This is a genomic window from Variovorax sp. GW821-FHT09B01, from assembly GCF_059418345.1.
This window is the reverse complement of record NZ_JBWKPQ010000018.1, coordinates 109,004-129,356: the sequence shown is the minus strand read 5'-3', so window position 1 is coordinate 129,356 and position 20,353 is coordinate 109,004. Positions and strand designations below refer to the sequence as shown.

Genomic DNA, 20,353 nt, shown 5'->3' with positions numbered 1-20,353 from the left:
CTTTCATCCACGACAAGCGCTCATGCATTCCACGCCCGTTCATCCCTCGGCCGCGCTGTTCTCCGGCGAGACGCTCGTTCCCGCGCTCGCGCCCTGCGAGCACTATGCGGGCAGCGAGAAGCTGATCCACAAGGCGCTGCAACTGCAGGCCGAACTCGGCCCGGTCTTCGACCTGACCTGCGACTGCGAGGACGGCGCCGCGGCGGGCGAGGAGAAGGCGCACGCCGAGATGGCCGCGCGCGCCATCGCCTCGGATGCCAACCGCCACGGAAGGGTCGGCGCGCGCGTGCACGATGCCTCGTCGGCCTTCTGGCGCGCCGACGTCGACACGCTGATCGGCGAGGCCGGCGACCGGCTGGCCTACCTCACGCTGCCCAAGGCACAACGCACCGGCGACGTCATCGCCATGCTCGAGCACATCGAGCGGCGCCGCGCGGCTGCGGGCCTCGCGCGCGCCATCCCGGTCCATGTGCTGGTCGAGACCCATGGCGCGCTGCGCGACGTGTTCGAGATCGCGGCGCTGCCGGGCCTGGAGGTGCTCGACTTCGGGCTGATGGATTTCGTCAGCGACCACCAGGGCGCGATCGGCTTCGAGGCCATGCGCAGCCCGGGCCAGTTCGAGCATCCGCTGCTGGTGCGCGCCAAGACGCGCATCGTGGCCGCGGCGCTCGCCAACGGCCTCGTGCCGGCGCACAACGTGTCGCTGACGCTGCGCGATCCGCTGGCCACGCGCAACGACGCCTATCGCGCGCGGCACGAGTTCGGCTTCCTGCGCATGTGGAGCGTGCATCCCGATCAGATCCGGCCGATCGTCGAGGCCATGGCGCCCGATGCGAGCCAGGCCGAGCGCGCCGGCGCGATCCTGCTGGCGGCGAGCGAGGCGCAATGGGGACCGATACGCCACGAGGGCGAACTGCATGACCGTGCGAGCTATCGCTACTTCTGGAGCGTGCTGCGCGCGGCCGAAGCCGCGGGTGTCGCTTTGCCGCCCCAGGTGCGCGAACGCTTCTTCGCCGGCTGACGCGGCGCGCGGCGAATAATCCGCGTCTTCGCCGCGATCGATGTCCAGCCCGGAACGCCGCGCAGGCGCATCGAAGGAACACGAGCGGTGAGAAGTTCGCGCAGCCCCCAGGCCCCCGCCTCCCACGGCACGCAAAGCATCGAGCGCGCCCTGCGCATCCTGCGCGAGCTGGCCGCGCGCGGCGAATTCGGCTGGCGGCTGTCGGACCTCGCGGCGCGCTGCGAGGTCGACAAGGGCACCGTGCACCGCGTGCTCTCGTGCCTGGTGCGCGAGCGCTTCGTGCAGCAGCGCAGCACCGACAAGCACTACTTCCCCGGCCCGATGCTCTACGAGCTCGGCCTCTCGCTCCCGGGCTACGCGGCCTTCCAGCAGGCCTGCGAACGCCGCATGGCGAAGCTGGCGGCGCAGACCGAGGCCATCGCCTGGCTGATCCTGCGCAGCGGCAACGAGTACGTCTGCGCGGTGCGCCAGGGCTCGCTCGAGCTGCGCGGCCTGATGGTGCACGCGGGCACGCGGCGGCCGCTGTTCACCTCGGTCGGCGGCGTCGCGATCCTGCAGACCCTGCCCTCGCTCGAAGCCGAGAACATCCTCGCCGACAACATGCAGCAGGAGATCGCGCAGCGCGGCAGCGGCCGCCTCGAAGCGCTCGAGAAGATGCGCGACCGCTCGCGGCGCCATGGCTTCGGTGTCAACCTCGGCGACGTGGTGACTGGCGTGCATGCCTTCGCGGTGCCGGTGTGCGCCGACAACGGGCGCGCGATGGCCGCGGTGTGCCTCACCGGGCTGGCCGAGCAGTTCGGCGAGCCGAAGCTCGCCGAAGTCCGCGCGGCGCTCGACGAAGTGGCGGCGGCGGTGGAGCAGGATGCGCGCGAATTCCTCGGCGGCGTCATGCACATGGATCACATGAGCGTGAACGCCGAGCCTTGAGCACCGACGCGCGGCGCTACAAGTTCAAACTGTGAAACTCCGCTGCCCGGCCCTATGGGCAGCGAGAAGACCGCTCGATATTCTCGATCGCAGAGACAACTCACGACGAGAAACGATGAACGTGAACACTGCGGTCAACCTCGAGGACCTGCGCTCGATGGCACGGCGCAAGCTGCCGCGGATCGCCTTCGATTTCATCGACGGCGGCGTGGACGACGAGGACTGCATGCGGCGCAACCGCGAGGCCTTCCGCCGCTTCCAGCTGGTGCCGCGCTACCTCGTCGACGTGTCGCAGCGCGACCAGTCCACCGAACTGCTGGGCCGGCGCCATGCGAGCCCCTTCGGCATCTCGCCCACGGGCCTGGCCGGGCTGTTCCATCCGGGTGCCGACGAGCTGCTTGCGCAGGCCGCGCGCACAGCCGACGTGCCCTTCCTGCTCTCGAGCGCGAGCAATGCCTCGGTCGAGACGGTCGCGAAGCTCGCGCCCGAGCATGTCTGGTTCCAGATCTACGGCACGCGCGAAGAGCGCATCAACCTCGATCTCGTCGAGCGTGCACGCGACGCCGGCGTGCGAACGCTCGTGGTGTCGGTCGACGTGCCGGTGAACTCCAACCGCGAGCGCAACCGGCGCAACGGCTTCTCGCGCCCCTTCCGGATGACGCCCGGCGTGGTGCTCGAGGCACTCGGCCATCCGGCCTGGGTGCTGCGCTATCTGCGCAGCGGCGGCATTCCGATGATGAGCAACTGGGCGCCCTATGGCCGCGCGGGCGCCTCAGCGGCCGATGTCGCCGACCTCTACGGCACGCTGACACCCGCGCCGATGATCACGTGGCGCACGCTCGAGCGCATCCGCGCGGACTGGCGCGGCCCGCTCGCCGTGAAGGGCCTGCTGCATCCCGACGATGCGCGCCAGGCGGCGGCGCTCGGCGTCGATGCGATCGTGGTCTCGAACCATGGCGGGCGCCAGCTCGACGTGGCGCCCACGCCGCTCGAGATGCTGCCCGCGATCCGCGCGGCGGTCGGCGAGCGCGTGGAGCTGCTGCTCGACAGCGGCGTGCGCCGCGGCTCCGACATCGTGATCGCGCGCTGCCTCGGCGCGCGCTTCGCACTGTTCGGCCGGCCCACGCTGTTCGGTGCGGCCGCGGGCGGCGCGCGCGGCATCGCGCGGGCGCTGCAGATCGTGCGCAACGAGATCGACATGGTGCTCGCGCAGATCGGCTGCGCCTCGTTCGACGCGCTCGACGCGCGCCATCTGCGCAGTGCGGGCGCCGAGGCCTTCGCGAACCCATCCCCTCCCCTGCCCGCCATGCCGGCGGCCAACGGCACCGCCTTCGATCCACCGCGGGCGGCGACCTTACAACCATGAAGGAGACAGCGATGACCTCACTTTTTCGCCTCGCGCGGCGACTCGCCGCATTGCCGCTGGCCTTCGCGCTGACCGCCGGCGCACTGGCCCAGGGCTACCCGAACCGGCCGATCAAGATCGTGGTGGCCTACCCACCGGGCCAGAGCACCGACATCGCCACCCGCTACTTCGCGGCCAAGCTCTCGGCCGCGCTGCACGAGGGCGTGGTGGTGGAGAACCGTCCCGGCGCCTTCGGCAACATCGGCACCGCCTATGCGGCGCGCGCCACGCCCGACGGCTACACGCTGATCATGGGTGCCTCGGGCACGCATGCGATGAACCCGGCGCTCTACGACAACATCGGCTTCGACGCCGAGAAGGACTTCGATCCCATCGTCGCGACCGCCTTCATCCCGATGGTGATCTCGGTGCATCCCTCGCTCGGCGTGCAGACGCTGCCCGAGCTGATCAAGCTCGCGCGCAGCCGGCCCGACAAGGTCGACGTGGCGCTGCCCAGCGTCACGGCGCAGCTGGTGCTCGAAATGATCCGGCGCCAGAACGTGCCGCTGTTCTCGATCAAGTACAAGGGCTCGGGCGAGGCGATGACCGCGCTGCTGGGCAACCAGGTGCCGGTGCTGATCGACACGGTGGCGGCCTCGCGCGCGCAGTTCGGCAGGATCAAGCCGCTGGCCGTGACCTCGGCCAAGGCCATGACCGCGCTGCCCGAGATCCGCCCGGTGGCCGAGCAGGGCCTCGAGGGCTTCAGCGTGGTGGCCTGGAACGCGCTGATGGCGCCGCGCGGCACGCCGGTGGAGGTACGCGAGCGGCTGGCCGCCGAGATGCGCAAGATCCTCGCGCTGCCCGAGACCGCCAAGGCCCTGCACGAGCTCGGTTTCGAGCCCGCACCGCCAATGGACCACGCCCAGCTCGTCGCCTGGCTGCGCTCGGAGCGACTGACCGACGCCGAGATCATCCGCAGCGCCGGCATGAAGGCCGACTGACGCGCCACCCCTCTTTTCCCCTTTCTTCTTTCATACACACCCAGGAGACATCCCATGACCGTGCTCGCGCAAGAACTCAAGGTCCGCCCGCTGCATTCCGATTTCGTGATCGAGATCGACGAACGCATCGAGGACATCCTCGCCAACCCCGACGCCATCGAGCAGGTGCGCCGCCTGTGGCAGGACGCGCCGGTGATCGTGTTCCCGCGCCAGTCGCTCGAGGAGGCCGACCAGGTGCGCTTCACCGAGCAGTTCGGCCACTGCGAGAGCGCCAACCGCAAGGACATCCAGTCGCCCTATCACGAGGAGATCATCTACTTCAGCACCCTGCGCTATGCCGACGGCCGCTTCGTCGGCGGCTTCGCGGGCGGCGACGACGTCGACTGGCATTCGGACCAGACCTTCCGCGTCAAGCCCGCCACCGGCGCCATGCTCTACGGCCTCGAGGTGCCCAAGGGCGGCGGCGACATCTACTGGGCCGACCAGTACGGCGCCTGGGAGCGGCTGCCGGCGGACGTGCGCGCGCTGATCGACGGCCGCACCGGCACCTACCGCTATGCCAAGCGCATGGCGATCATGAACACGCTCGAGCTCAAGGACAAGGAGAGCGCGCAGGCCAAGGAGATGGCGAAGCTGCCCGATGCCTTCCATCCCGTGGTGCTCACGCATCCGCTGACCGGCCGCAAGGCGCTCTATGCCGACCCGACCACGCTGGTGGCGATCGAGGGCCTGAGCGAGGCCGAGAACGCGCGCGTGCTGCCGCTCCTGTTCGAGGCCGGCGGCAGCGCCGAACTCGTGTACCGCCACAAGGTGCGCAACGGCGACCTGATGATGTGGGACAACGGCTGCACCATGCACCGCCGCGACGAGATGCAGCTCAACCAGCCGCGGCTGATGAAGCGCACCACCTTCCGTCTCGCGGCCGACGCCTACTGCGTGCCGCACTGAACGGGGACCGACCGTGAACAGCTCCAGAGTGTTCCTGCGCGTCAACCGCGTGGAGGCGGCCCTGTGCGCGAAGGCGCGCGAGGCCACGGTGTCCGACCTGCACGAGTCGGCCGCGCCGCGCGGCATCGGCGGCCTGATGTCCAGCCGCATGCGGCCGATCCAGAAGGGCGCGCGCATCGCGGGCCCGGCCGTCACCGCCTTCTGCGCGCCCGGCGACAACCTGATGATGCACCGCGCGCTCTACCTCGCGCAGCCCGGCGACGTGCTCGTGGTGGTCTGCGAGGCCGAGACCTCGGGCGCCCAATGGGGCGACATGGCGGCGCGCTATGCGCTGCGCAAGGGCCTCGCGGGCGTGGTGGTGCAGGGCTGCGTGCGCGACACCGATACGGTGGAGGCGCTGGGCCTGCCGGTCTGGTCCACCCACGTCCTCTCGATCCATCCCGACAAGTGCGGCCATGGCTTCGTCAACACGCCGGTGGTCTGCGACGGCGTGCTGGTGCAGCCGGGCGACCTGGTCATGGCCGACGGCGATGGCGTGGTCTGCGTGCCGCGCCGCGAGGCCGGCGAGGTAGTCGAGGCCGCGCTTGCGCGCATGCGCAAGGAAGAGGAGATGGCGCGTGCGGTCGAGCGCGGCGAGGCGGTGTGGGAGCTGGGCGGTTCGGCCGCGAGTTATGCGGCGATGAACGTCGAGGAGATCGACGCGGCGTTCGATGACGTGCGCTGAGGGCGTGGGCGATGCGGCTTCCGAGACGATCCAGGGCGGATCTTTTTCAGGCCTTGTCGTGTCGCATGACGGTTGTGGGAAGTCACTTTGCTGCGAGTTGGTCAAAGTCGTTGATCCGAACTGATCGAGGTTCGTGCACTTTCACGCGAAGTCGAGAAGTGCCGGCTATCGGCCGCTGCCGGCGTTCGCGAAGGAGAGGCGCGATGACGGGCGCTGGCCCCTGGAAGTCCTGCACCTGCAGGACGGTGCGGTATTCATCGACGACAACCTGATTGACCGATAGATCAAGCCCTGGAAAGTCGGCACGAAGAACTGGCCGTTCATGGACAGCAAGTCGCCTGCGGCGCGCGGCGGCGATGATGAGCCTGGTGCGGGCTGCCGAGCTCGACGGCCCGGACTCATGGGCATGCCTGCGCAGCGTGCTGGCGCGCATCTACTCGCACACCTGCCACCGGCTGACGAACTGCTGCCAGCGTCGCTGGTGGCGAGCACGGCAGAATGCGGCCAATAGCCGGAGCCGGCCAATACCGGTCTGTGGTCTCTGTCGCTCAACTGACTCGTACAACCCTATGCGACCCTTCAAGAAACGCGTGGCTGTCTCACCAGCACACTCCATCCCGCCTTCAGAAAGGGTTGTAGGGGCCTCAGCCGATGGAAGCGGCCCGACATATTGCCGAATTGAATTCGAGTCGAATGGCGAGAGACCCTTACAGCGGTTGACGGATTTTTTTGACCTCGTGAAGGTTGCGAAAGACAGTGACGAGCCCTTGGATGAGTCGCAGCTATTGGCCTTTCTGACCGACGGTGAGCGCTCCTACTTTTCGAACCTGACCCCCGCCGAAGTGGCTGAGTGGAATGAATATTGGTTCTCCACTCCACTCCCAGAGCGGCATTCCCCTGAGATGCTGACTCCACAGTGGGATTTCGCCTCCATGCTTGATGCCATTTGGAATGGGGACTACGACCTCATTGCAATCCAACCGCGAGCGTCACGGCATGTGTTGGAGTTCAATCCCCACGGCTACCCATACGGTGGCACCGGCAGTCTAGTTGCGCTGGTGGAGTGTTTCGGCCATCAAGTCGGCGGCATCGATGACGGGACTGGATATGAGGAATACGTGCCACGCACGAACATCTGGAAGCCGTCCTCCAGGCCTAGCGTCTGATCTCACATTGCGGCTGCAATGAATGCCTGCTTTCGAGCAAGCTAGATGACGGCTTTGGGCCCATAGCAGACACTGAGGTTATCGATTCAGGCGAGCCTCGCGACAGAGATCTACCAAGCCAGGAAATCTCTCGGCTGCACGCTCAAGTAGGTCACCCTCCTGTGCGAATGGAACGCCTTCCCGATGAAGTGCAATCCATACTTTACTCTCGTCGTCGCAAGCACGGAGCCAGTCATCCAGGGCATGCCGAATGCGCGAACCATTGTCGGAAGTTCTCCAAATCCACAGCCCGAGTAGATCACTGATGTCACGGCGACGGTTTACACGCAGTTCCGCAGAGAGGTCAAACCACAACTGGTTTGTCAGGTCGCTGGACTTGCCGTATTCGCGCAACAACTGAGCGGTGATAAGTTCTTCCCTTCGAAAGTCAGATGCGCGAAGCATCGCGACCTCATCGAGCGCTGCAGTCACGAGCGTGCTTCTTGATTTCATGGTGTCCGCTTCTGGCCGGCTACAGCCGCTCGATGGAACGAGCAAGCATTTCGGCTGCGCAGGCGGACATGTGACCGCATCCATCGAAACCCGAGACCGGGGCAGACAACGTTCCGCTCACTGTCACGCGCTTACCGTGCCATCGCTTGAGTTGCTCTTCATTGAACCGAAGCGCTCCGTCACCGACGCTCAACCAAATGCTTGAAGGGCGGATCGGCCCTATTCGGTCCGGTTCGCGCCGCTCCAACTTCGGGAAGTGATCGATGGACGTGTCCTCAAACTCGAAGCAGAGGACGCCTTCAACCGTGATGTCCTGGCCAGCCACCTCTTGCAAAGCATCGATAGCGGAATTTACAGACAGGGTCGTGATCATCGGTTTTGCTGCTGTTGCCAAACGTCTGGTTGTGGCCGGTAGCAGACTAGTGGAGATCGTGCGAGGAGGCAATGTCTGGAAAGTTTGCGCCGATGAACTCTGCGACGAATTCGTTCGGGTCAACAGGGTTCTGGGCGGCGCGTGCCGCGTCCAGATAGGCGTCCCATATTCGACGGATGGATTCGGGCATTGATTCAGGGAACTCCATCGCGGCACTTACGATTTCCTGCCAAGTGCCTTGGAGGCCAAGTGACCTCGCCAGCATCGGCCGAAGCTCCTCAAGCCCTCGGCGCTGATCGTCACTGAGTTGGTCAATTGCGTCGAGAACGTAGCTGTCCAAGAATCGAAGGAACGGCTTGTCTTGATAGCGGCTCATCAGGTCTCACTGAGTATTCGGTTTACGCGCAACGAAAGTCGCGTTTGTCGCAAATTCTGAGGTATCGGTGAGTGTTCGGTCCTGGCCGACTGTAGCCGGTCCCGCCGGCGTAGCGAAAGGGCCCAGTGTGCCCGGCCAGAGATCACAGCAATCAGTCCGTAAATCCGAAATGCAGCAAAAAGTTTGAGTCATTATTTGTAAATGCGTACCCCTCCCAAAAGACCTCTGATGACATCGAGGCCGGCCTTGTCACATCAAAGATGGAGCTGGATTGAAGAACGTCTGAAAAGTGATTCAAAAAACCACGGATGACGTTTGCCTGATTTATCTCAGACGTTTTTGGCGAGTACGCTTGCGCGAAGAACCAACTTGCAAGCGATCGCTCGAGAACATCTTTCCAATCATTCTGCAGTTGATCAAGTCGGACGGTTTCTCGGTCCTGCCTCGGCGAGTTGCCAACTTCGGTTGTCCATTCAGCCCCGACACCTACTTGCGGTTGAAAGTGAGATGCTACGGCTTCAGCAAGGGAAAGGTCGCCATGGAGCTGTTCCAGCGAGTACATGCAATCGTGATCGCACCCCCGATTGAGCTCGGCCATTACTTCAAGAATGCCGTTGCAGGCGAAGAGGCTCGAACGATGCGGCTGACTGAGGCCAGCGCGGGGTTGATCCTTTGTTTCCATTTCTAGTTTCCCATCAAATTGACCGCCAGCCGGCCTAGTGCGTCCGCAGCTCAAGTGACAGGGCTACGGCGTTTGCTATTGCGTTGAAGATTGACGCACATGCGCATCCAATTGAGATTCGCTTGACAACTTACTCATGCGGTCAGGCGGTCACCCGCTGAACCGGGCGTCGATGACGAATGTCGGCTCCTGGCCGACTGTAGCCGGTCGCGCTACCGGCTTGAGCGGGCCCTAAGCCAGCGTACGGATTTTCGGCAAGCGGTCATTCATTTCGGCTGTTCAGCGGGCATCGTTGGCTGAGTTCCAGCGTCGGCTCATGGTCTGGTAGTAGACCTCCTGAGGCCGTTCAAATGAGACACCGGCGAAACCTGACAGAGTGTGTGCCAATGAGTCGCTCACAAGCAAGTGGCCGAGATACTCCGCGTCACGCGCAAGTTGGTGCTCGTTCAAACAGCCCTCGAGGTATTCGAGATGCCGGAAGCTCATGATTTTTTGCGTTCCCGGGACCGTCGTGTACGCTGATTTCTTGTGATTGATGGCGAGCACCGTTGCAGTCACATTGAGCAAGGACCATCCATCCAGGTCACCGTCCGCTGCTTCGATTCGTGCTGGCACAAGCTGAATGTCTTGCGGACAGGCGTCGTGCAGTACTTGTGCCATGCGTTGGCTTACCATGGGTGCCGCCGTGTTTGACAGGCAGTCAAAGGCCATAAGGTCGCGGGTCCGCCCATCAAATCTCAGGACCGGCGTCGTCCCGCTGAACTCAATGTGCTTCCCATTGCGGAAGTCAAACCGGTCCAAGGTGTTCGAGCGCGAATATGTGCCGATGAGGCCATCAGAACCGGCCTCAGGAGTTCGCCATAGAAATGTCATAGGTTGGCTTGCTGGTTCCGACGACCGCAGTTGGCCGAAATCGGACATGCTAGCAAGGCCTGCTGCGGGCCCAAAGCAAACGTCAGCCCCGAGAGTATCTGAACACTGGCAGGCCGATGAGCAACAGCCATTCTTCGAGTTCCTCTCGACTGGCTCGGCGACCGTTGTCGCCGCACACAACACCTTCATCGCCCGCCGCGGCCAGCAGGCGCTCAAGCTCTTGTTTGAGCGGGTCCGTAATGCTGGTTTCACCCGATCCAGTCTTCGGAGAGAGCGCGAACTCTGAGACGCCGACAACCCGGCCTTCAGCGTCGAGCGTCAGCTCTCTAATGGCCACCTGCTCGTCAAGGGGAGCGTCCTGCGTAAGGCAGACCCCGGGCTCCGGTCCTCCCCGCTGTTTAAGCCGTGCAAGCAACTCTTCTTGCCTGAGTTCTCTTTCCGATTTAGGGCGCAGTCTTGAGTAGTTCATGGATTCCCGCCTCTGGTCGATAGCCCGCAAGTGTTGAAATAAATCTACCGCTGCTTTCAATGCATTGCGGTTTTATTAGGCCCGAAGGTCGGCGTATAGGGATACTCGCGAGGCCACTGCCCGTCCAACAGGAGCCAAGACTGAGAGATCGGTTTCGGTGCACGCCACTCGTCATCGACAGCCAGTCGCAGTGAGTCCGAATTCAGGGTGTCTTCGTCCAGGGGGAAGGCCAGCAGGAATTGTTGATTGACCGCGATTGCGGTAAATTCGTCCTGCTTGAACTGCTGCTGCAGGCCTTGATAAAGCGCGCTCAACATCAATCCGCCGGCCGGCGCCATCCAGCTCCCGCGGGAATAGCCAACCTCACGCCCGTCCAGCAGCGTGGCGCCTCCAATCTCGAACTCTTGCTGTTGGAACGATTTGGACAAGTTCTCCGTAGCTATCTCGAAGAGGCTATCAGGCGTTTCGTGCACCTTTTCAAGGTCTTGAGGCCTGACGTTCTGCACGGTTCCCAACCTGTCTACGACAAGGACCATGCGGACATCCTCTGAGAACTCCCATGTCACCAACGCATCCTTGCCCGCGTAGTCAACCCAGGACTTGGGGACTATGTAGGGATAGACGAGGTTCAGATCGTCGCGTGTGAAGGACCGAACATCAGGATTACTCGCCCGTGTCGACTCCTGAATCTTGAAGATACCCCTCTCTTGCGCCTCGAATTTCCTGTCGATCAAAGTCCATCCGCCGAACATTTTTTTCTTCAGCATGAGGCGAACCGTCAGCCGGCCGTCCTCACGGCTTTCGACATCCAACATCACCACGCCGTTGGAGTCATCAGTCAGAGGAGTGATGACCACGCTCGCGATGATTTCGCGCCGGAGTGCAAGGCCGGTCAGTTCCGCGACGGTCCGCTTCAGTGCCCGTTCCCAGTCGTCACTCTCGATGGGCGATTGCACAACGGACATCTTTCCGCCGGGCATTTCCGCGATGCCGAACACGTCGAGACGGCCATTTGTCTCCAGCAGCCGTTTCACCCAGCTCTCAGCGTCATCAAGCAAACGTTGTTGGTGTTCCGTGAGGTTCATGAGGGTTTGCTGTTTTTAGGACCGTGGGGAATTCGAACTGATTCGATCGCGAGTGCCTTCCAGGGCTTTGTTGGGAGCTTCCCATTCGCATATCCCGGGGCTGCCGCACATTCTGTAGCGACCGGCCAAACGAATGATCTTCCTCGTTCATGCACTTGTGGACCAGTGATAGCGAACAAATGCGTCCGGCATGCAAATGATGAGATGAACTTCATCCCATGACTCCTCGGAAAGGATGTGCGTGGCCCAGTCGCAGTGTCGGGGTACATCGACCCTGGCGAAACGCTCGAGATATTCGCTGATGCTTCCTCGTTCCGCCACCCGATAGAAGGGCACGGGCTCAGGTAGCGCCGAGGCGGCTGGAACACCGATGGTCGACCCGGCAAACGCTTTCACATCCGGGTGTGGATACCTTGATCGTTTCGAGACATCAATCTCGAGTTTCTCTTCGGCGTCTGGATAGTCGAACTCAAACTGATCAATTCGGATTGAAAGCATGGGGTGAGGCCTCGGCTTTGTCCGCTTTCGCCAGCGTACGTTTAAGGGGACTGGTTGAATTTCTGGTCGTGGCCGCGAGGCTCTCTAGGCCCAGAACCACATCATGCCGAGTTGCGTGCCGCAGGCGCGGTCGAGAAACTCGCGCAAGGCATTGACGTCTGCGACGGCATCGCGCGCAAGCTCTTGCTCATCGCTTTCGACGTCGCAAGCGTGGGCGCGCGCCCGCGCTTCCACCGTGGCCACATCCAGGTCGCGCAATGCTGCTCTGAGCTCGACGACCTGTGCGGCCCGAAACGCGTGCGCATGCCCAAGCCCCACTTCACCAAGCTCGACCGCCAGCCCAAGCATCTCTCCGCGGTATCGCCCTCCAACGTTGGGAAAGTTCGTGACGCCATCAACCTTGGCTGTAGTTCCGTTGAGGATGAAATAGAGCCCGCCCCTTGAGTACAGCTCCGTGCGAGCGGCTGCCGATTCCGGCCAAGCGCATCCGGCCTCGACATCGACTTCCCCGGTTGCGGCCATCCTCGGGCGCCTGCCGTCGATGAAATCGCGCGTGTGCGAAGTATTGATCCTCAAATGGTCCAACTGCCTATCGCTCACGGTACACAAGTTCAGGTCATACCCCATCGTCTTCTTTCCGGTTGGGCGGCTGGTTCGAATTCTCGCGGTTGATCGATAGCGAAAGTCTAGCCGCGTGCGCATGCTTTCGGTTTCGATGACATAGCCGCGGGCTTACGCTGAAGCAGCGGCAACAGCAGGTGGGCCGAGGTCGGCCCATCTGCTGCTGCAGTGATGAACTCTGCCATCGCAATAACCTTTGCTATCACAACAGCCCCGTCAATCGCTCGCACTGCGATCCTCGAAAGTGACCGTGGCAAAGGGACTGCGCGGAGGGCGATGGACCAGCAACATCCTAGGAAGTTGACTTTCAGCGCATGAACTTTGAACGACGCTGCGCGCGGAGTGGTCAAAGAATGTTGCGTAAGCCAATGACGCCCCTCAGGGCGCCGCGACGCACCTCCAAGCACTCAAGGCCTGCGCCGTAGGAATCTCCCCCGAGGCATTGCGCGCCAGCGAAGGCGCCCCGCCCCGCGCCTGGTCGTCGTGCACCCAGCGGTCGAGATCGGCCAGCGCATCCCAGTTCAACTGCAGGGACGTGAGGCCGAGCCGCTTAAGCACGGCATTCGTGTTGTAGAAGCCGTGGCTGTAGTCCTCGACGAAATAGGCGCGCACGGTGTTGCGGATGTCGGCGGCCGCGACCTGTCCGCCCGCGGGCAGGCCGTTCAGCTGCCTGACGAATTCGCCGGCCTGCGTGCAGGGCACGAGGAAGTCGGAGGTGCCCTGGTAGATCACGATCTTCTTGCCCTTGCCGCCGTCCCTCTCCTGCCGCGCCGACATGCGCAGGAAGGGCACGAGCTCGGCGGGCCGCACGTTCCACACCGGGGCCAGCTGGTCGAGCAGCCGGTGGTAGCCGTCGTAGTCGGCGCCCGATTCGATCGCGACGTCCGCCAGGTAGCGCGAGGTCGCGCCCAGGCCGTCGCTCATGGTCCGGGGCGACACGTCCTGGCCGAACAGGCTGGTGAGCATGGCGGAGGCGCTGGCCCAGTTGGTCGTCCAGTCGTTGACCGCGTCGGGCACCTGCAGGGTCTTCAGCAGGTTGGTCTCGTCGACCGGCGGCGCGCCCGCGACGATGCCGTCGTAGGCGTCGGGCCAGTTGGCGATGGCCTTGAGCGCCTGCCGGCCGCCGGTGGAGATGCCGACGAAGTAGGTGTCGGTGGGCGCGGCGCCGGTGAGCTTCTTCAGCAGGTACAGGCCGACGTCGAGCGATTTCTTGATCGAGTCCTGCCCGAAGTTCTTCACCATCTCCTGCCTCGCGACATCGGCGAGCTTGCGACCCGGGCGCACGAAGTCGGGATCGAAGGCGCCGTTCGAGCCATCGGCACCCGCGTCGCTGAGCACCACGGCGTAGTTGGCCAGCGCCACGCCCTGCAGCGGCAGCGCGAACTGCTGGCTGGTCTGCGCGCCGGCGGCGACCACGTCGGACTTCCAGGCGAAGCCGCCGCCGCCGAGCTGCACGAACTTGCCGTTCCACTGCGCCGGGATGTAGATCTGGTAGTTGATGTCGCGCACGCGGTAGCTCGGGTCCTTCACGGCCGGGTCGACGCCGCCGGGCGAGGTGGGCTGGATCGTGCCCTTGACCAGGCAGTAGGCCGGCAGCGCGAGCCAGACCTGCTGGACGGAAGTGACCTTGAAGCCGCCGGTCTTCGGCGAAGGGAAGCGGCTGCCGCGGAAATCGTTGAGCACGGCGTCGCCGTACTGCGAACCCTCGAGCTGGTTCGAGCAGGTGCGCACGAGGATGTTGGCAATGTCGGTGGCCGCCTGGGCCCACGAGGCGAGTGCGCCGCAGGCCAGCGCCACGAGCAGCGCGCGGATCCACCGCGCGAGGTTCTCTGTCTTAGTCAAGATGTGTCTCCAACGTGATCGGTTCGAATTCACAAGACCCCACGCCTGAGCCGGAGCGGGGACCACGCCTTCTTCCGGAGGCCGTGAAATTCTTGATCGCGCTGGAATGGACCGCACTATCCCTGCGGCGCCAATCGAATGACTTCGGGCGCCCGTGGCCCGCGACGTCTCAAGGCTCGCGCCGGATCTGCGGCGCGGGCAATCCCTCGATCATCACGTTGAGGCAGGCGGGCTTGCCGCTGGCGATCGCGCGCCGCGCCGCGTCGGGCAGTGCATCGGCCTCGGTGACGAGTTCGCCGTGCGCGCCGAAGGCCTGCGCCACCGCGTCGTAGCGCGTGGGCTGCAGCTCGCAGCCGATCAGCCGCTCGGGCCCGTAGTCGCGCAGCTGGATCTGGTATTCGGCGTTCCAGCGCGCGTCGTTGCCCACCACCGCCACGAAGGGCAGGTGGTGCCGGATGGCGGTGTCGAACTCGGCGATGTGGAAGCCCACGGTGCCGTCGCCCATGACGGCGATCACCGGCGCCTCGGGCTGCGCGCAGCGCGCGCCGAGCGCGTAGGCAAGTCCGGCGCCGATCGCGCCCGCCACGCCGTTGTTGACGCGGTGCGGCGCGCTCAGGCAGGCCATGGCCCACTGGCCGATCTCACCGCCATCGCAGACCAGCACCGACTCGGGATGGCTGTCGAGCAGGGCCTGCAGCGGCCGCAGCATCTGCACCGGATGCAGGCGCTGCGGCAGCGAGGCGCGCGCGTCGTCCCATGCGGCGGGGCGGTAGGCCAGCCACGCATGCGCCTCCTGCAGCCACGACGGGTCCCTGGCGCCAGCTGCGGCCGCGGCCAGCGCCTGCATCGCGGGCCAGGCATCGGCCTGCGCTTCGGTGCGCAGGCGGTCGCCGAGGGCACGGCGGCTACGCGCGAGCTCATCCGCATCGGGATCGATCTGATGGACCCGTGCATCGGCGGCCAACGCAGTGCCGAACTTCAGCGTGAAGTCCAGTCGTTTGCCCAGCAGCAGCACGCAGTCCGCGCGCGCCAACAGCTGCGCGAAGGCGCCGAGGCTCGCATCGCCGATGCCGCGCGGGCTCTCCATGCCGGCGACCGGCACGCCCGTGGCCTGCTCCAGCGCGGCGATCAGCGCGCGCCCATCGCGCGTGAGGCAGGACGGGCCCGCGAGGATCAGCGGGCGCTCGGCCTCGGCGAGCTGCCGGGCCAGCTCGGTCGCGAGCGCCGGGTCCAGCAACCGCGGCTCGGGCACGAAGGCTTCAGGGCCGAAGGCGGGCACGGTGGCCGCGCCCTCGAGCACATCGCTCGGCAGGCTCAGGTGCACCGGGCCGGGCCGCCCCGACTTCGCGATACGGATGGCCTTGGCCACATCGCCCGCCACCGCGTCGGCACTGGCGCAGCGCCACGACGCCTTGCAGACCGGCTCGGCCATGTCGGCCTGGCGCATCTCCTGGAACGCGCCCTGGCCCAGCTGGTCGTTCGGCGCATGGCCCGACAGCAGCACCACCGGCGCCTCGGCCATCTGCGCGGTGTAGAGCGCGGCCACGGCGTTCGCATGGCCAGGACCGCCGGTGACGAGCGCGATGCCGACCTCGCCCGACACCCGCGACCAGGCATCGGCCATGTGCACGGTGCTGGCCTCGTGGCGCACGTGCACGAGTTCGATGCCCGAGCCGAAGGCCGCGTCGAACACCGGCATGACGTGGTTGCCCGAGAGGGTGAAGATGCGCGCGACGCGGGCCGCGCGCAGGCATTCGATCAGCGCATCGGCGCCGCGAAAGATTCGGGTGGAAGGCATGCAGCGGACAAGGGGGAGCTATGACTTGCGCGATTTTCCGGGCAACAGCGCCGCGACCACGCCGAGCAGCGGCAGGTAGGCGATCGCCTGGTAGACGAAGGCGATGCTGGTGTGGTCGGCCAGCAGGCCCAGCACCGCGGCGCCCAGGCCGCCCATGCCGAAGGCGAAGCCGAAGAACAGCCCCGAGACCATGCCGACCTTGCCCGGCATCAGCTCCTGCGCGTAGACGAGGATGGCCGAGAAGGCCGAGGACAGCACCAGCCCGATCACGATGGTCAGCGTGGTGGTCCAGAACAGGTCCGCGTGCGGCAGCAGCAGCGCGAACGGAGCCACGCCCAGGATCGACACCCAGATCACCGGCTTGCGGCCGATGCGGTCGCCGACCGGCCCGCCGAGCACCGTGCCCACGGCCGAGGCGAACAGGAAGAAGAACAGGTGCAGCTGCGCGCTCTGCACCGTGAGGCCGAAGCGGTCCATCAGGTAGAAGGTGTAGAAGCTGCTGATGCCCGCCACGTAGAAGTACTTGGAGAAGATCAGCACCAGCAGCACCGTGATGGCGCCCAGCACCACGCGGCGCGGATAGGGCGACTCGACCGCGCCCTTCTTGCGCACGCCGGCCGTGACGTGATGGAAGGCATACCAGCGGCTCACCTGCAACAGCAGGCCGATGCCCAGCAGCGCGGCCAGGCCGAACCAGGCCACGCTGTGCTGGCCGAAGGGCACGATGACCGCGGCCGCGAGCAGCGGCCCGATGGCCGTGCCGAGGTTGCCGCCGACCTGGAACACCGACTGCGCGAGCCCGTGCTGGCCGCCCGAGGCGAGCCGCGCGATGCGCGAGGACTCCGGATGGAAGATCGACGAGCCGAGCCCCACGAAGGCCGCGGCCAGCAGCACGATGCCGAAGCTGGGCGCGAAGGCCAGCAGCAGCAGGCCGATGAGCGTGGCCGTCATGCCGATCGGCAGCGAGTAGGGCTGCGGACGCCGGTCGGTGAACAGGCCGATCAGCGGCTGCAGCAGCGAGGCCGTCAGCTGGTAGGTCAGCGTGATCAGGCCGATCTGCGCGAAGCTCAGCGAGAACGCGCCCTTGAGAATCGGGTACATCGCGAGGATCAGCGACTGCATCATGTCGTTGACCATGTGCGCGCTGCTGATGGCGCCGAGGATGCCGAAGGCGGGCTTGGCCTTCGCGGGACTGGCGGCGGCGACGCTCGCGGGCGTGGCCTGGGATTCGAGGGGGGCGGTCGCGGAAGGCGGCATGGGGACTTTCACACTGGGGAGACGGGACCGGCCGGCACGAGGGGCGCGGGTTCGGGAAGAACGGGCCGCCGGCGCCCCGGAATTATGGGAGGATGCGGCTCGCCTGTCTTGCGCCAACCGACCAACACCTTTCGCAAAAAGGACATGAACCTCCCGCGCCGTCCCAAGTCATTGCCCGAGGTGCTGCGCGAGATCGAGGGCGAGTCCTCGCCGATCGCGGGCCGCGCCACCGACTACCCCGCCGGCTGGCACATCCGGTCGCACCAGCACACCAAGCACCAGCTGATCTATGCCCTGCGCGGCGTGATGGTGGTGCAGGCCGAGGCCGGCCGCTGGGTGGTGCCGCCCACGCGCGCCATCTGGATGGCCGCGGGCATGGCGCACGAGATCCGCTGCGTCGGCGAGGTCCACATGCGCAGCCTGCTGGTGAAGCCCGAGGTGGCGCCCCGGACCCTGACGACGACGCAGGCCGTGGGCATTCCGCCGCTGCTGCGCGAGCTGATCCGCGCGGCGATGGAGGTGAAGCAACCCTATGCGCCCGGCACCCGCGACGGCCGGCTGATGCGCTTCATCCTCGACGAGCTGCGCAGCCTGCACGTGCTGCCGCTGCACCTGCAGATGCCCGCCGACCCACGGCTGTTGCGCATCTGCGAACGGCTGCAACAGCATCTGGACGATGCCTCCACCCTGGCCGACTGGGCCGGGCGGCTGTCGCTCGACGTGAAGACCATCCAGCGCCTGTTCATGAAGGAGACCGGCATGACCTTCGGCCAGTGGCGCCAGCAGGCCCGGCTGCTGCGCGCGCTGGAGCTGCTGGCCGACGGCGAGAAGATCATCGACATCGCCCTGCGCCTGGGCTACGACAGCCCCGGCGCCTTCGCGACCATGTTCCGCAAGCACTTCGGGCAGACGCCGAGCCAGTTCTTCGCCGAGCCTTGAGCGGGCGCTCTACGGGTCAGGCGTCGGTGCACTCCAGCGCGAAGGTCGGCACCTCCGCCTGGCGGCTCAGCCACACGCCGCCGCCCATCTCCTTGAAGCCGCGCGTCAGCCCGCGCCGATACACCTGCGCACGGTGGCGGAACAGCCGCGGATCGCTGAGGTCCTCGTCGACCACGTCCTGCTCGAAGTCCTCCTGCGTCACGGCCTCGAGGTAGAGCGCGCCCGCGCTGAGCGACCCCAGGTTGCGCAGCGCGCGCTTGAGGTCGGAAGGTTCGAGGTAGGCCAGCACGCCCTGGCAGATCACGAGGTCGAAGCGCTCCCTCGCGCGGTAGTCGACCACCGAGCCCCGCTCCCAGCCGTAGCGCTCGCACAGGTATTCGCTGAACTCCACGCCGTGGTAGCTGGCCTTCGGAAAATGCAACGCGATGGCATCGCGCCAGTGGCCGATGCCGCAGCCCATGTCGAGCACGCGCCGCACGGGCACGCGCAGGTACTTGAGGTACGAACAGACGAAGGCCGCGAGGCGCTCGGCGTGCTGCGGGTCGACCACCTTCGTTTTCTTGTCGAAGTAGTAGCGCCGGTAGTAGGCCTCGTCGAAGGTCGCCGCGTCGGCAGATTGCATGCAGGTTGTCTTTCAGGGAGTGGTTCGCGAAGGCCGGCAGGACCGGGAAGCTGCCGGCGGCGGAAAGTACCGCATGATCGCAGACGGCCTGACGCTCCTCGGTCGGGCCTGGGGGAAGCCATCAATAGGACTTCGGCAGGCCCAACACCCGCTCCGCGATGAAGTTCATGATCATCTGGGGGCTCACCGGTGCGATGCGCGGGATATAGCTCTCGCGCAGCAGGCGCTCGACGTGGTACTCCTTGGCGTAGCCCATGCCGCCGAGCGTGAGGATGGCGTTCTGACAGGCATCGTGCGCGGCCTCTGCCGCGAGGTACTTGGCCGTGTTGGCCTCGGCGCCGCAGGGCTCGCCCGCGTCGTAGAGCGCGGCGGCCTTCATCACCATCAGGTCGGCCGCCTCCAGGTTCATCCAGGCGCGCGCCAGCGGATGCGACACGCCCTGGTTCTGCCCGATGGGCCGACCGAAAACGACGCGCTCGCTCGCGTACTGCGCCGCGATGCGCAGTGCCGCGCGCCCCAGGCCCACCGCCTCGGCGGCGATCAGGATGCGCTCCGGGTTCATGCCGTGCAGGATGTACTCGAAGCCGCGGCCCTCCTCGCCGATACGATCGTCGTGCGGCACCGCCAGGCCATCGATGAACAGCATGTTGGAATCCACCGCGGCACGGCCGAGCTTGTGGATCTCGCGCACTTCGACGCGACTGCGGTCGAGCGCGGTGTAGAAGAGCGTCAAACCCTGGGTGGGCTTGGCCACGTCCTCCAGCGGCGTCGTGCGCGTGAGGATCAGCATCCGGTCGGCTACCTGGGCGGTGGAGATCCAGATCTTTCGGCCATGGAGCAGGTAATTGCCATCCGGCTGTCGCAGCGCCTGTGTCTTCAGGCGCGCGGTGTCCAGCCCCGCATCGGGCTCGGTCACCGCGAAGCAGGCTTTCTCCGTGCCCTCGATCAGCGGCGGCAGGAAGCGCGCCTTCTGCGCCGGGCTGCCGAACACCACCACCGGGTTGAGGCCGAAGATGTTCATGTGGATCGCCGAGGCGCCCGTCATGCCGGCGCCGCTCGCGCTGATCGTGCGCATCATCAGCGCCGCCTCGGTGATGCCCAGCCCTGCACCGCCCTGGGCCTCGGGCATCGCGATGCCAAGAAACCCGCTGGCGGCTACGGCTTGGTGAAAGGCATGCGGGAACACCGCCTTCTCGTCCTGCTCGCGCCAGTACTCGATCGGGAAGTCCTCGCACAGCCGCTCGATGGCATGCACCAGCGCGCGCTGTTCCCCGGTCAACGTGAAATCCATGGT

General features: G+C 65.6%; 23 protein-coding genes. 8 read left to right on the top strand and 15 right to left on the bottom strand.

Annotated features, from left to right (window positions below):
• Positions 1-22 precede the first annotated feature (22 nt).
• From AC07RV_RS33990 to AC07RV_RS33965, 6 genes are all read left to right on the top strand, one after another.
• Positions 23-1,021, top strand: coding sequence for an HpcH/HpaI aldolase/citrate lyase family protein (locus AC07RV_RS33990; protein ID WP_296779478.1), 999 nt, complete (start codon positions 23-25; stop codon positions 1,019-1,021).
• A gap of 87 nt (positions 1,022-1,108) precedes the next feature.
• Positions 1,109-1,948, top strand: coding sequence for an IclR family transcriptional regulator (locus AC07RV_RS33985; RefSeq protein WP_296779476.1), 840 nt, complete (start codon positions 1,109-1,111; stop codon positions 1,946-1,948).
• A gap of 115 nt (positions 1,949-2,063) precedes the next feature.
• The gene (locus tag AC07RV_RS33980) at positions 2,064-3,314 is read left to right on the top strand and encodes an alpha-hydroxy acid oxidase (protein ID WP_296779474.1); all 1,251 of its coding nucleotides are present in this window, start codon (positions 2,064-2,066) and stop codon (positions 3,312-3,314) included.
• Between the two features lie 11 nt (positions 3,315-3,325).
• On the top strand, positions 3,326-4,294 hold the full coding sequence (locus AC07RV_RS33975) for a Bug family tripartite tricarboxylate transporter substrate binding protein (RefSeq protein WP_296779472.1): 969 nt from the start codon (positions 3,326-3,328) through the stop codon (positions 4,292-4,294).
• A gap of 54 nt (positions 4,295-4,348) precedes the next feature.
• A complete protein-coding gene (locus tag AC07RV_RS33970) occupies positions 4,349-5,242 on the top strand; it encodes a TauD/TfdA dioxygenase family protein (protein WP_296779469.1) in 894 nt (297 codons plus the stop codon).
• Between the two features lie 13 nt (positions 5,243-5,255).
• Positions 5,256-5,966, top strand: coding sequence for a 4-carboxy-4-hydroxy-2-oxoadipate aldolase/oxaloacetate decarboxylase (locus AC07RV_RS33965; protein ID WP_296779467.1), 711 nt, complete (start codon positions 5,256-5,258; stop codon positions 5,964-5,966).
• 82 nt (positions 5,967-6,048) lie between these two features.
• Here AC07RV_RS33965 and AC07RV_RS33960 read toward each other — a convergent pair whose 3' ends face one another.
• On the bottom strand, positions 6,049-6,399 hold the full coding sequence (locus AC07RV_RS33960) for a hypothetical protein (RefSeq protein ID WP_296779465.1): 351 nt from the start codon (positions 6,397-6,399) through the stop codon (positions 6,049-6,051).
• Positions 6,400-6,703: 304 nt separating this feature from the next.
• Here AC07RV_RS33960 and AC07RV_RS33955 point away from each other — a divergent pair, with 304 nt between their 5' ends.
• Positions 6,704-7,132 (top strand): hypothetical protein, encoded by a 429-nt coding sequence (locus AC07RV_RS33955; protein ID WP_296779463.1) that lies wholly within the window; start codon positions 6,704-6,706, stop codon positions 7,130-7,132.
• A gap of 78 nt (positions 7,133-7,210) precedes the next feature.
• On the opposite strand, the gene AC07RV_RS33950 is transcribed toward AC07RV_RS33955, so the two are convergent.
• The 12 genes from AC07RV_RS33950 to AC07RV_RS33895 all read right to left on the bottom strand — a co-directional run bounded on the left by AC07RV_RS33950 (position 7,211) and on the right by AC07RV_RS33895 (position 17,498).
• Positions 7,211-7,624 carry a hypothetical protein gene (locus tag AC07RV_RS33950; RefSeq protein WP_296779461.1) on the bottom strand — a complete coding sequence of 138 codons (414 nt, stop codon included), beginning with the start codon at positions 7,622-7,624 and terminating at the stop codon, positions 7,211-7,213.
• A 19-nt stretch (positions 7,625-7,643) separates the two neighbouring features.
• On the bottom strand, positions 7,644-7,997 hold the full coding sequence (locus AC07RV_RS33945) for a hypothetical protein (protein ID WP_296779459.1): 354 nt from the start codon (positions 7,995-7,997) through the stop codon (positions 7,644-7,646).
• Between the two features lie 46 nt (positions 7,998-8,043).
• Positions 8,044-8,373, bottom strand: a complete 330-nt coding sequence (locus AC07RV_RS33940; RefSeq protein WP_296779457.1) for a hypothetical protein — start codon at positions 8,371-8,373, stop codon at positions 8,044-8,046.
• A 151-nt stretch (positions 8,374-8,524) separates the two neighbouring features.
• Positions 8,525-9,055, bottom strand: coding sequence for a hypothetical protein (locus AC07RV_RS33935; protein ID WP_296779455.1), 531 nt, complete (start codon positions 9,053-9,055; stop codon positions 8,525-8,527).
• Between the two features lie 279 nt (positions 9,056-9,334).
• Complete coding sequence (locus AC07RV_RS33930) at positions 9,335-9,976, bottom strand: hypothetical protein (protein ID WP_296779452.1); 642 nt, start codon at positions 9,974-9,976, stop codon at positions 9,335-9,337.
• 34 nt (positions 9,977-10,010) lie between these two features.
• A complete protein-coding gene (locus tag AC07RV_RS33925; RefSeq protein WP_296779450.1) occupies positions 10,011-10,397 on the bottom strand; it encodes a hypothetical protein in 387 nt (128 codons plus the stop codon).
• A 56-nt stretch (positions 10,398-10,453) separates the two neighbouring features.
• The gene (locus AC07RV_RS33920) at positions 10,454-11,482 is read right to left on the bottom strand and encodes a hypothetical protein (protein WP_296779448.1); all 1,029 of its coding nucleotides are present in this window, start codon (positions 11,480-11,482) and stop codon (positions 10,454-10,456) included.
• A 147-nt stretch (positions 11,483-11,629) separates the two neighbouring features.
• Positions 11,630-11,980 (bottom strand): hypothetical protein, encoded by a 351-nt coding sequence (locus AC07RV_RS33915; protein WP_296779446.1) that lies wholly within the window; start codon positions 11,978-11,980, stop codon positions 11,630-11,632.
• An 84-nt stretch (positions 11,981-12,064) separates the two neighbouring features.
• Positions 12,065-12,607 carry a hypothetical protein gene (locus tag AC07RV_RS33910; RefSeq protein WP_296779443.1) on the bottom strand — a complete coding sequence of 181 codons (543 nt, stop codon included), beginning with the start codon at positions 12,605-12,607 and terminating at the stop codon, positions 12,065-12,067.
• A 372-nt stretch (positions 12,608-12,979) separates the two neighbouring features.
• Positions 12,980-14,443, bottom strand: a complete 1,464-nt coding sequence (locus AC07RV_RS33905) for a tannase/feruloyl esterase family alpha/beta hydrolase (protein WP_296779441.1) — start codon at positions 14,441-14,443, stop codon at positions 12,980-12,982.
• A 169-nt stretch (positions 14,444-14,612) separates the two neighbouring features.
• Positions 14,613-16,241, bottom strand: coding sequence for a thiamine pyrophosphate-binding protein (locus AC07RV_RS33900; RefSeq protein WP_296779438.1), 1,629 nt, complete (start codon positions 16,239-16,241; stop codon positions 14,613-14,615).
• A gap of 18 nt (positions 16,242-16,259) precedes the next feature.
• Positions 16,260-17,498 carry an MFS transporter gene (locus tag AC07RV_RS33895; RefSeq protein WP_296779435.1) on the bottom strand — a complete coding sequence of 413 codons (1,239 nt, stop codon included), beginning with the start codon at positions 17,496-17,498 and terminating at the stop codon, positions 16,260-16,262.
• A gap of 144 nt (positions 17,499-17,642) precedes the next feature.
• Here AC07RV_RS33895 and AC07RV_RS33890 point away from each other — a divergent pair, with 144 nt between their 5' ends.
• Entirely contained in the window at positions 17,643-18,437 is a 795-nt protein-coding gene (locus tag AC07RV_RS33890; protein ID WP_296779432.1) for an AraC family transcriptional regulator, read from the top strand.
• A gap of 16 nt (positions 18,438-18,453) precedes the next feature.
• Here the strand turns inward: AC07RV_RS33890 and AC07RV_RS33885 are convergent, their stop codons facing one another.
• Positions 18,454-19,059: a class I SAM-dependent methyltransferase gene (locus AC07RV_RS33885; RefSeq protein ID WP_296779430.1), complete on the bottom strand. Its 606-nt coding sequence runs from the start codon at positions 19,057-19,059 to the stop codon at positions 18,454-18,456.
• Positions 19,060-19,180: 121 nt separating this feature from the next.
• Positions 19,181-20,350, bottom strand: coding sequence for an acyl-CoA dehydrogenase family protein (locus AC07RV_RS33880; RefSeq protein ID WP_296779427.1), 1,170 nt, complete (start codon positions 20,348-20,350; stop codon positions 19,181-19,183).
• Between the last annotated feature and the right edge of the window lie 3 nt (positions 20,351-20,353).